General features: G+C 60.3%; 10 protein-coding genes. 8 read left to right on the top strand and 2 right to left on the bottom strand.

The genetic code is table 11. The annotated features are described in order from the left end of the window. From INF26_RS06705 to INF26_RS06690, 4 genes are all read left to right on the top strand, one after another. Positions 1 to 1,486 (top strand): MBG domain-containing protein (locus INF26_RS06705; protein ID WP_193530081.1); only part of this gene is annotated, 1,486 nt, incomplete at its 5' end. Between the two features lie 17 nt (positions 1,487 to 1,503). Continuing rightward, the gene (locus INF26_RS06700; RefSeq protein WP_193530080.1) at positions 1,504 to 2,025 is read left to right on the top strand and encodes a hypothetical protein; all 522 of its coding nucleotides are present in this window, start codon (positions 1,504 to 1,506) and stop codon (positions 2,023 to 2,025) included. 361 nt (positions 2,026 to 2,386) lie between these two features. Next, positions 2,387 to 3,334 carry a hypothetical protein gene (locus INF26_RS06695; protein WP_193530079.1) on the top strand — a complete coding sequence of 316 codons (948 nt, stop codon included), beginning with the start codon at positions 2,387 to 2,389 and terminating at the stop codon, positions 3,332 to 3,334. A 39-nt stretch (positions 3,335 to 3,373) separates the two neighbouring features. Then, positions 3,374 to 3,622 carry a hypothetical protein gene (locus tag INF26_RS06690; RefSeq protein ID WP_193530078.1) on the top strand — a complete coding sequence of 83 codons (249 nt, stop codon included), beginning with the start codon at positions 3,374 to 3,376 and terminating at the stop codon, positions 3,620 to 3,622. Between the two features lie 270 nt (positions 3,623 to 3,892). Here INF26_RS06690 and INF26_RS06685 read toward each other — a convergent pair whose 3' ends face one another. Continuing rightward, a complete protein-coding gene (locus INF26_RS06685) occupies positions 3,893 to 4,894 on the bottom strand; it encodes a RelA/SpoT domain-containing protein (RefSeq protein ID WP_193530077.1) in 1,002 nt (333 codons plus the stop codon). A 5-nt stretch (positions 4,895 to 4,899) separates the two neighbouring features. Next, positions 4,900 to 5,301, bottom strand: coding sequence for a Panacea domain-containing protein (locus tag INF26_RS08660; RefSeq protein ID WP_226371952.1), 402 nt, complete (start codon positions 5,299 to 5,301; stop codon positions 4,900 to 4,902). A 301-nt stretch (positions 5,302 to 5,602) separates the two neighbouring features. Here INF26_RS08660 and INF26_RS06675 point away from each other — a divergent pair, with 301 nt between their 5' ends. The 4 genes from INF26_RS06675 (at position 5,603) to INF26_RS06660 (ending at position 11,573) form a co-directional block, all read left to right on the top strand. Continuing rightward, positions 5,603 to 6,331, top strand: a complete 729-nt coding sequence (locus INF26_RS06675; protein WP_193530075.1) for a hypothetical protein — start codon at positions 5,603 to 5,605, stop codon at positions 6,329 to 6,331. A 413-nt stretch (positions 6,332 to 6,744) separates the two neighbouring features. Further along, complete coding sequence (locus INF26_RS06670; RefSeq protein ID WP_332307325.1) at positions 6,745 to 9,549, top strand: MBG domain-containing protein; 2,805 nt, start codon at positions 6,745 to 6,747, stop codon at positions 9,547 to 9,549. Between the two features lie 20 nt (positions 9,550 to 9,569). Beyond that, a complete protein-coding gene (locus INF26_RS06665; protein ID WP_193530072.1) occupies positions 9,570 to 10,055 on the top strand; it encodes a hypothetical protein in 486 nt (161 codons plus the stop codon). Positions 10,056 to 10,463: 408 nt separating this feature from the next. After that, positions 10,464 to 11,573: a hypothetical protein gene (locus INF26_RS06660; protein ID WP_193530070.1), complete on the top strand. Its 1,110-nt coding sequence runs from the start codon at positions 10,464 to 10,466 to the stop codon at positions 11,571 to 11,573. Positions 11,574 to 11,767 lie beyond the last annotated feature (194 nt).

Raw genomic sequence — 11,767 nt, 5'->3', positions numbered from 1 at the left:
CGACTACGGCGCCAAGACCCCCGCGTTCTCCGGCACCCCCGAGCGCGACGGCTACGAGTTCGGCGGCTGGACCCCGTCCGTGGACGAGACCGTGACCAAGGACGTCACCTACGTCGCCCAGTGGACCGCCAACACCGACACCAAGTACACGGTCGAGTACTACTACCAGGTTGACGGCCAGTACCCCGTCTCCGCCGACGACTCCGTGACCCGCGGCGGCACCACCGACACGGCCTGCGCCGTGACCGACGGGGACAAGCAGCCCTCCAAGGCCGGCTACGTGTTCGACGAGGACGCCGCCAACGTGCTCACCGGCACCATCGCCGGCGACGAGTCGACCGTGCTCAAGGTCTACTTCAAGCAGCAGTTCACCGTCACCTACACCGACGGCGTTGACGGCCAGGAGATCTTCGCCGACCAGAAGACCGGATCGCTCGACTACGGCGCCAAGACCCCCGCGTTCTCCGGCACCCCCGAGCGCGACGGCTACGAGTTCGGCGGCTGGACCCCGTCCGTGGACGAGACCGTGACCAAGGACGTCACCTACGTCGCCCAGTGGACCCCTGATTTCCATGCGGATGACCTGAACTTCACGGTCGCCGGCAACACCTGGACTTACAACGGCACTACCGACGTTATCGACGTCACGGGTATTCTCGTTGGCGATCAGGTTGTCTACACCTGGACTGAGGCTCGCGTTACTAGGGTCCTTACGTGCCCGGTCATTGCTGACGCTGACGGTAACCCGGTCATTGATAACGAGCCCGAGTTCAAGAACGTGTCTGACTCCGCCACCGTGCTGGTTAACCTCAAGCGTTCTGGCGTGTCCAGCGAGCAGCTCAAGGCCACGATGGCCGTCAACCCGGCGTCCATCACCGTGACCGCCAACAACCAGACCAAGGTCCAGGGTACGGCTGACCCGGCGCTCACCACGCGCTACACCAAGGCCGTCGGCAATGAGGTTCCTGGCTGGGCCGGCTCCGTTACCCGTGATCCTGGCGAGGCCCCGGGCACCTACGACATCACGCAGGGCTCCCTCAAGCTCGCCGACGGCAGCAACGGCTTCCTTGCCGGCAACTACGAGCTCACCTTCGTTCCCGGCACGCTGACCATCACCCCGGCCCCGGTGACCCCGGGTGGCGGTGACGACGGTCCCACCCCGGGCGGTGGCGGCGACACGCCGACCCCGGCTCCGGTGCCCGATCCCGTCCCCGCTGACGACGCCACCGATGATGACGCCGAGACCGAGGAGGCCATCGACGACGACACCACGCCGCTGGTCAGCCCGACCGAGACCATCGACGACGGTGACACCCCGCTTGCCGCCGGCAAGCACGAGGACTGCTGGGTCCACTGGATCATCCTCATCGGCATGATCCTCAGCTCCGTGTACTTCGTCGGCGTCTCCGCGCGTCGCCGCAAGTTCACGTCCAGCCTGCTCGGCTACGAGAACAAGGTCCTCGACAACGACCGTGACAACGCCTAAGGAAGGAGGGGTTAACGATGAAGAAGTCCAACGTCATTCTCACCGCTCTTATCGCCGTTGCTTCCGCGTTCCTGCTGTGGCTCTGGTTTAACCTCGGCTTCAACAACGTGGACGCGCCGCTCGACCTCGTCCTGAGCGTTGTCTGGTGGGCGATCGTGATCGTGGGCGTCGGGTTTGCCGTCAAGACGGAGAAGACGCGTCAGGAGAGCGTCCGCACCGTCTACGTCGGTGACGGCCGCTACTACAACAGCGAGACCGGCGTCCGCATGATGCCCGCCGGCTCCTCCGCGTCCGACTCCATCGCCACCGTCCTGGCTAACCTCGAGTACGGCTTCGACCGCGAGGACGCCCCCGACCCCAACGACGAGGAGAACCCGGCCAACTGGACGCATGTCGTCCGCACGTCCAAGTACGAGCCCGCCCGTGACGACGACGGCGAGCACAAGGACGAGACCTGGGAGGGAGAGGTCGTGGTCGTCGAGACCGGCAAGACCATCCCGTTCGACTCGCGCTCCGCGCTCGCCACGATCATCGGCTAGCACGCAGGTCGCGACACAGTACGACGGACAGGACCCCCGAGCCTCACGGTTCGGGGGTCCTTCTCGTGCGCGATGCACGAACTTGGCTCTCGTGAATTCACGAGAGGGGGTTCTTCTCGCCAAAGCGGGCAAAAGGTGGCTCTCGTGAATTCACGAGCGTTAGGTATGCGCGCGGGCAACGGCGGGATGCGGTTGCCGTTCAGCTTGCGCGCTGGCGGAATTGGGCCTGGTTCGATCGTCGCGCTACGGTAGTCTTTTCAGGTACACCACTTCATAGCTTGATCGTTGGTCAGCCCCTTCGGCGGAGACGGCGCTTCTTGGTCGCATCTGCATGTCGGCTGCGTGAGCCTGGGGGTGCGTCATGCCGGGACCTGAAGATGCGAAGACCCGTCGAGATCATCCAGCTGTCGAGGGCAAGAAGGCTTCTGCTCCGACTGAGCGGCACGGCGAGAGTAGTGGAAAAGAGGGCAACAGTGCGAGCGGTCGACCGACTGGCATGGGCTGGGCGCAATGGCTCGCCGCGGCCACAGCCATCATCGGCATAGTCGGTGGTCTCATTAACCTGTCCGACTGGTATGCCGACGCGACGTCTCCGCATGGGATAAGCATAGACCTCCTCAGCGAAGAGCCCCTCTATGATGTGGAGTTGAATGGTGACGGGCCGATTGAGGTATTCAATGACGAGGTCGAGCCTGACAAGGTTGCGTATTTCAACGAGAGCTGTGCGACCCAGCTGATTGTTCGGAACTATGACGAGCAGACCGCGACGTTTACCAAGTTCAGGTTCGTTGCCGAGGAGATTGAGCCTATCTGCCGGGCGGAGTTGGATGTATATCCCGATACGGCTCGGGATGATGCCGCGGATGGCGGGACTGGGGGCGGCGTGTCCATTTTGATTGGGAATGCCGGTTGGCTTGATGCGACCTCGCTCACATGCACGGTGAGTTGCGACGACCCGGATTTCGCGAAGTGCTTTGGTAAGAGCGAGTATTCGTTTGGGTTTGACGACGTTCGCAACGGAGAGACCGCTTCCGTTCGGGTTCTGAGCGATGCAGACGTTGTCGAGGCGCCCTCGGAGAAGAGGGAGTTCAAGCTGAAGCTCGACATCGCTTCCGCGGACGGCGAGGAGAGTGGCAGTGCGCAGAAAGAGTACTGGGTGGTTGTAAACCCGGACGGCACGGTCGAGTGGGGCGCTTATGGCGTGGGCGACGGCAGGAGGGCGGTCTTCGGAATCCGCGTGGACACGAGTGAGCCGACCTTTGAATTTGAGGCTGCGATCAACGAGAGCGTACGTGGGAAGGACAACTAGAGCTTTCCCGTGTGCTTCTTCCCGGACAAGAGCTGCCGGATGAAGTGCTATATCGAGCTGAGCTTGTCGGACGGGCAGGTGGCGAGCACCCCGGTGCAGGAGCTTGAGTTTGACATCGATGCGAGGGTGCGGGACGGGGAGCGCTTTGACGCGACGAGTAAGACGGGAACGGAGCTTGCCAAGGCCGTTGAGCAGGCGCATCGCGACCACTACGGGACGGTGGCGGTAGCCTTCCCGTTCCCGGGCTATCTGGGGAGCGAGGCTGACATGTCCGATGCCGCTGCCTGATCTGCGATGGAGGAGGCCTATTGAGAGGCAAGGTTGGGTGTAGGCCAAGCGAATGTAGTCGAGGCCGTTAGTCGTAAGCTAGTCCAATTTACGACTTAATCGAGCCCTGATTAGACTTGTATTGGACTTAATAATCATAAGAGGCATGGGCCTAAGTCCAATCTGATTGGGCGCGGACTGATGTCAACTACCCATGTGCGCAGCTCAATAGCGCGCGAAATCGCAGGCGTTAAGGCTCCGGAGCCAGGACTCGGGATGCTCCTGAAAGGCCTATTGAATGAGGTTATCCAGCAGTCCAATAAAGCTGTCTATGTTCGAGAAGTAGTTCGGATACGCAGCGTGCAGATCTTCGACAGATGCAGCCTTCACGAGAAGGATATCGTTGGAAGGAAGCTTCTCGTTCTCCTCTATGCCGTACATTGTCATGATTGAACCCACGCTTGAGTCACGGAGCGGAACAATCCAGATTCCCTGCATGTCGTAATCGACTTTGATGAGGTAGTAGGGGGCTTTTGGGACCTTTTGGCCGTCCATGACGAAGCTCATGGACTGGGAGAAGGCCGAAAGCCTATCCGTGATATGAAGTATGTCGTCTAGAGCAGATAGCTCGTGTGCAATTGCATCGATGCTTGTTGGAATATCTGGCACAGGGGTTGTGGACTCTTGAATTGCGAATGCTCCGGACGCTAGAGAAAAGAACCTCATTACATCCTTCTCACCCGAGTCGAACTTGAGGTGAGATCTAGAAATAAGGTCGTAGCTCTCGACTGCGGTTGCCCAAGAATGCTGCAGCTGCGTTCTGACCTGCGTTTCTACTCTTAGGCGTGGATAGCCAAACTTCTCGCTATGATGCTCTGTGATTACATGGAGGGATCGATACCCATTGAGCTTTGGATCTACTATGCGGTCCAGCAGCTTAGCAATATTGGCTTGCCGGGATAAGTAGTCGCGCACCTGATAGACACCCTCGACCGTTGGAACGATAATCCGACAACCAGCAATGTCATACATGGTGTCGAGCTCGTGGTGTTGTCCCGCTCTTTGCAGCTTTCCTTTAATGGTGTCAATGCGCTTTAGGCGACTTACGACGATTGCGCCCTCAACGGGCGACGATTCCAAGATGTGCATCATCTCATCAAGGGGGCTCTCATGAGCTGACCTCCAGTACGCGAGAGCTTCATGCGCGCACTGGAGGTCAGCCGGATTGGAGTCATCGTTTCTGAGGATGCTGCCAGCCCAACGAATCCTGCTTTTTGAAAACTGCGGCTCCATGGCGTCTAGCAAAAGACGGGGTTAGAACGGGCTCTGTCAGAGGAATAGAAAGCGTGAATCGAATCGAGTGAGATTTGGTTGTGTGAGCGGGCACCGTAGGGAAGATTGCCCCGCGCTGCCATCCAGGGATCCTCTGAGTGAGTGAGGCAGCTAAGCTCTGACCCCGTTTTGTCGCCCAGGCGGGAGATGACGTGATCAATGCAGGCAATATCAGTCATGGTTAGGGTCGAGGGGCCGTGAAGTGAAAGGTCCTCGGGTCCGATGACGTAACGACCCTTGTGCTCAAAAAAGAGGGAGGGGACAACGGGGCCGTTTGCCCAAGCTTCGATTCGGTCTTCGAACAGGGGCCTGCCCGTGGACACGAGGTTGTATGCCTGACTATAGAAGACGAGCTTCTGCAGCTTCATGGTTGACGTATAGCCAATTCGGTTAAGCACGTATAGGGCAACATCATTAACGTTTGCCATCAATGGACCCCCTCTCTGCACATGAATCATATCATCAGCGCTGGACAACAATGCTCAACCCGGGCTCTTCATCATCGGCGCTTCAATTTGGCTATGGCTGGGCAGCGTTTCGCTTTCGAATGCGTGTGCTGCGCGAACTCGATGTTTCAGAATTCGTGGGTAAGTTAAGTTTGATGAAGGTCTGGAATCGTTTATAGGTATAGGGACAGGGTTTGATATCGCTGATGACGTCTGGGGGACGATGAACCTGATTCAAAGGGAGCTGGAGCACTCGAAGGCGTACGCCTTGGAGATTATCCGAGACTCTGAGCAGCGCGTGGGACGTCAGCTTGTGAAGCTCTCGCTCGATAATGTGGCTCGCGTTGAGAAGATGATCGAGTACAACTCGGAATATATGCGTGAGGATGGTGAGCTCAAAGAGCTCGAGAAGCTCGGTAAGGCGTTGCGCGGTGAGATCACTTTCAGCAGGGACGAGTATCGCGACATCATCTATTCAGTAGTACGTCGGGTGAATCGGAAGTACTCAACTCGTATGAGTGAAGAGGAGCGGGATGAGCTCACAGACCGACTTTGCGAAATGGGCAGTGAGTGGCTGTACGGATGCTTGATGAATCCCAAGAAGGATAACTATGAGCTTGTGACCAAGCTGTCTGATATTACGAAGTCTACTGGTTCGGGGAACGGTCGGAGAAATAAGTCATTTGCTTCGAAGTTTTGCCACTATGCGTGCTACAGCCTCTTCGAAGGAAAGCCAGAGCAAGATAACTATTCTCCTTACGACAGCGTGGTGAAAAAAGCCTTGCCGCTCTATGTGGAGTATTACGGCCTTAACAGGCAGACGCAACACGCCCTCGAGGACTACGCTACCTATCAGCAGTGCATCGACGATGTCATCCGCGCGGCTGGCGGAGAAATCAGCAGGAACGGATTAGACCATTTGCTCTGGTATTACTTCAAAGGACGAATCTAGCTGTTCGCCAGAGGTGACTCACCGTGCACGAACTTGGCGCTCGTGAATTCACGAGAGGGGGTTCTTCTCGCCAAAGCGGTCGAAAGGTGCCGCTCGTGAATTCACGAGCGCTGGGTATGCGCGCGGGCAACGGCCGGATATGCGCTCTGAGTGGCTGTGGGCAGAAGCATTACAAAATACGCGACTCGGTCGACCGCGTAACGCTTCCTGGAAAAGCCCAGCTAGTTGCTACTGGAACTACAGGTTGAAATCTTGACGCGGGTCGTGCGAGACGTTGGATCGCAAAAAAACCAGCTACCAGCGGAAATTCAGTTGGCGGTGTGGTATCCTAACGCACACTGGACATTCATCTATAAATGTGATGGATCCCAGAAACGAAGTTCAAACATAGCGGGGATTTGGTTTTGAGGCTGGTGATGAACGTGAGTTCAAAGCGAGAGGGCAGAAGGGCCGCTCAGGGCATCTTCGCCAACGGGCTTAAGGCCGTGCTTGCCGCGGTCCTGACCGTCGTGCTGGTGCTGCAGGGCTCCAACCTCCAGGCGTACGCCGACGACCTGCTCGGTGCCCAGGCGCCCGAGGATGAGGTCATCGTCTCCGACGTCGTCGCCGACGACGAGACGGAGGGCGAGAAGGACGACGCCGTCGTGACCGACGAGGTCGAGACCGAGTCGGACGACGAGGACGTCGTCACCGAGACCGAGGACGAGACGCCCGTCGAGGAGGCCGAGCCGGCCGAGGAGACCGAGACCCCGCAGGCAACCACGACCACCGTCGAGCCCCAGCTGCTCAGCACCACCTCCACCCAGTCGACGAACGCGTCGACTCGCGCCGGCGGGTCGTACACGACTACCGTTGGCGGGTCTGTTGAAATTACTGGTGAGTGGAGTATCCGGCCGCATTCGTGGAGCGTATCCGATGACTCTATTGCCAAGATTGAGGGGAATGGCAATAGGGCAACCGTAACTGGTCTTGCCGAGGGAACCGTAAAGGTGACTCACGAGTGGGGAGTTATCTTTGGCGGCAGCGAGGAGTTCTGGGTTACCGTCAAGGGCGTGAACGTCTACTTCTACACGCTCATCCCTAACATTAAGCATGACCCCAATGCCGACCCCAACACTCAGTGGAACGGCATGGGCGTCGGTACCATCACCGGCATTGACAGCCCCGCGAATCACGAGGTCGAAACAACGCTCTACGAGGGCGATGAGCTTAACAGCCTTAAGATCACCTACCCTGCCGATCTTGCCCAGACGACGATTACAGTTGATGGCAAGAAGTACACCTATGCGGAGCCCGGTTCTGAAGAGGCGAAGCAGGACGGCCACTATACGATTGAGTGGACTGAGCTCAAGGTCGCTAACGGCGCCAATGCGGGCGCAAATCTCAAGAATCCGGTAGTCGCAACGGGCACGAACACTTATCACCTTGATGGTACCGTGACTCTTATCGACGAGGCCAAGATTCAGGTCGGCTTCCGAGTCAAGCAGCCCGGAGCGGAGGACTTCGATCAGCCCATTCCGGAGTACTACACCCTCTATACGAAGGGTGTTTCGCTGAGCGATATTGCCTATCCCCACTACGAAGGCGATAAAGAGATAGGCCCGGGCGGGTATACCTACGTCTTTGACGGTTGGTATGCTGATGCGGCCTGCACCGAGAAGGTTGACTTTGGGAGCGGCGACACGCTGAGCGTGGATACCACGTTCTATGGTCGCTATGTTCCCGATAGGGATGTTCTGACGTACAAGCCCAATGGCGGGACGGGCGAAGAGTACTTCTCCTATGGCTGGGTTAGCACTGGCAATACGGCAAAGGTTCAGGACAACCACTTCAAGGCGCCCGCCGGGAAGGTGTTCGATAGCTGGAATACCGATCCTAATGGGAACGGCACGAAGTATTGTCCGGGCGGCACCTACACGCTCAACCCCGATGTCGACGACGTTCTCTATGCCCAGTGGAGGGATGACTTCACCGTCATTGGCGGCACGTGGTACTACGACGGTGATACGCACGGCGTCACGGTTTCCGGCGTGAAAAAGGGTGACACGCTAACCTTTAAGCTTATAAACGACGAAGGGAAGACGGTTGACGAGTCTAAGGAGATCGTCGACTCGGATACCGGAACCTATACGTCTGAGTGCGGTGCTAAGGACGTTGCCGACTCCGGCAGGATGAGCGTGACCCTGACTCGAGGCTCAACCACCATCGAGTTCAGGCCTGTTGACCTGACGATCAACAGGCGTCAGATTACATTCACGTCCGCCACGCTCAGCAAGACGTATGACGGGACCAACGAGTTCAAGAAAAACGGCGTGACGGTCAGCTCCGATCTTGATCCCGACAATGGCGGCGGCTGGGCCGAAGGCGAAGGGGCGACGTACGATCTCACTGCAGAGTGTCCGAAAAATGTTGGTACCACCGTCACCAATACGTTTGATGTACACCCGACCGCCGGCACAAACCTCGATGATAACTACAACGTCACTCTGAACTACGGCACGCTTACGGTGACGAAGGCTACCATCACCGTTACCGCTGGGGATCAGACCAAGGTCGAGGGCGAGCGTGATCCCCAGCTGACCACCACCTACTCTGGCGCGAAGAACGGTGAGATTCCTGGCTGGACCGGATCCGCTGACCGCGAGGAAGGCGAGAAACCGGGTGACTACAAGATTATGCGGGGCACGCTCGCGCTGGCCGATAACCCCGACGGCAAGTTTAAGGCTGACAACTACGACCTCGAGTTCATCCCCGGCACGCTGACCATCACTGCTGCTGATGACGGCGACGACGATACCCCCGTTACCCCCGTCGATCCTGTCGACCCCGGTGACGATGATGACAACCCGGGCGGTGGCGGCGACGACACCAACCCCGGCGGCGGTGGCACCACGACCGGCGGCGGGACCAACCCCGCCCCTGTTGCCGTGACCGGTGGCGACGACGCTGACGACACCGACGACGCCGAGGACGAGGAGACCGTCGAGGAGGACGAGACCCCGCTCACCGACGGTACCGAGTCCGACTCCGAGCAGATCGGCGACGACACCACGCCGCTCGCCTCCGGCGAGACCAACGAGCAGACCTGCTGGACCCACTGGGTCATGCTCGCCGGCCTGGGCGTGACCGTCGTGTACTTTGCCCTTTCGGCTGCCCGCACGCGTCGCGCGACCAATGAGCTCGCTTCCTTCGAGGACGACGTCCTCGGCGGGCGATAGGACCGGGAGGAGGATCTGAGATGAAGAAGTCCAACGCCATCATGGCCGCCATCCTGGCCGTCGTCTCCGCCGGATCGCTAGGTGCCTGGTACGGCCTCGGCCTCAACAAGGTCGACGAGCCGCTCGACCTTGTGGTGAGCGTCATCTGGTGGGTCGCGATCGTGGCCGGCATCGCCATCGTCACGCGCATGGAGTCCACCCGCCGCGAGCGCGTCCGTACCGTCTACGTGGCCGACGGCCGCATCTACAACAGCGAGACCGGCACGCGCTCCGTCGCCGCCGGCACGAGCGTCGTCGACTCCATCGCCGCGGTTCTCGGCTCGCTCAAGTACGACTTCACGAACATCGCCGAGAGCCCGGACGCCAGCAGGCGCGGCGGCTTCCGCTACGTCGTGCGCACCTCCGACTACGACGAGGGCACCTGGACGGGCGAGGTCGTGAACGTCGCCACCGGCAACGCCGTGCCCTTCTCGTCCAAGGCCGAGCTCGCCCGCATCGTCGAGTAGCTTCGGCTCCAAACGAACTTGTGAGGCCCTCGGACCGCGTGTCCGGGGGCCTCTTCGTATGCGCGCGTGCGCCGACATGCCTCTCGTGAATTCACGAGAGGGGTTCTTCTCGCCGTTGGCGTCAAAACATGCCACTCGTGAATTCACGAGCGCCAAGTTGCGACATGTCCGTCGCTGTGGGCACTCCCCGCCCGCGCCTATGTTCTGATATAACCCGAAGCAACGACTTGCCTCTTGTGAATTCGCGGACGTCGTTTTCCGACCGGCGTCGGTAGCTGCGAGAAAGGGCGTTCGCGCCGGGCAGTTGCAAGTCTCCGGGCAGCCAGCGGGCAGTTAACTGGCAGCTAGTGGTTAAATCATTTTGTTGAGATGCCTAGACAACGCCGCAAATTCATGTAGCCTATCTGCATGGAAGTGCTACTGACACATACCACAGCCCTCGAGGTGCTCCGCCGGCCGGACCTGCAGCGGCGCGTCATGACCGCCCCGCGCGACGCAGCCGCCGTCCCAGACCGCGCGCCCACGCGCGCGGAGATGGAGGAGATGCTGGCTCGCAGCCCGTTGCTTGCCAGCCTGGGCCAGCCCTTGGAGCTTCTCGTCTCCTCCGCCTCGGCGAGAATCGGCAACGACCTCGTGCGCACGCACGTCATGTCGGCGCCGCTGCCCGCGGGCTCGACGATCGAGGTCGCGCCGGGCATCCGCGTGGTCTCCCCCGAGCTGCTGCCCGTCCTCATGGCGCCGCGTCTCACGGAGCTTGAGCTCATCTTCTTGCTGTCGGAGCTGCTCGGCACGTACGCCATCGACCTCGCCCGCCAGAAGGGGATGTGGCAGCGGCGCGAGCCGCTGACGACGCCGGATCGAATCCGTTCGCTTCTCGACGCGCTCGGCTCCGTGCGAGGGGTGGGCCTGGTGCGGCGTGCGCTGCAGAGGGCGTGCGTGGGGTCGGCGTCCCCGCGCGAGACCAAGCTCTCGATGCGCTTTGGGCTGCCGGCGGCGCTGGGCGGCTGGTTCCTCAGGGTCCTCTCGATGAACGACCCCGTTGAGGTGCGGCGCATTCGTGATGCGATGAGCATGGGCGTGCGCAAGCCCGACATCCTGCTGCGTGCGCGCGGGCGTCGCGCCAAGGGGGTGGCCGTGGAGTACAACGGGATCGACCACGACAGCCCGGAGCAGCAGGCGCTCGACATCGAGCGTCACAACGAGCTCGTGGCCATGGGCTATGACGAGTTCATCGTGTCCGCGGAGCAGTACCGGGACCTCGACTACATGGATGGGCTCGTGGCGAGGATCCGCGAGAAGCTCGGGCTCCGGACGGCGGCGCTCGACCCGGAGGAGGACGCGCGCCGCCGAGCGTTGCGGCAGCGGCTCTACGAGGAGCTGGAGCTCATTGACGGCGTTCACTGGAACGGCCTTGCGCGCGAGCGGGCGAGAAGGGCCTCGGCGGAGGTTGGCCTGGGTGCCGCGGACGGCACCGACGACAGCTGGGACGTCGTTCCGGTGGAGGCGTACGGGGTGTAGTTGCGCCGACTTGCCTCTCGTGAATTCACGAGAGGGGGTTCTTCTCGCCGTTGGCGTCAAAACATGCCTCTCGTGAATTCACGAGCGCCAAGTTGCGACATGCACCAAGTCGCGACACGCGCCCCATGCGGCGCGACGCCCCCACCCTGCTATCATGGCCCCAAGCCAAGACGTCAGGGGGCCCCGTGGGACAC

This window comes from Thermophilibacter gallinarum (assembly GCF_014982725.1).
Classification (GTDB): Bacteria; Actinomycetota; Coriobacteriia; order Coriobacteriales; family Atopobiaceae; genus Thermophilibacter; species Thermophilibacter gallinarum.
The sequence above is the reverse complement of the archived record's forward strand: the minus strand, read 5'-3'. Positions and strand labels throughout refer to the sequence as shown.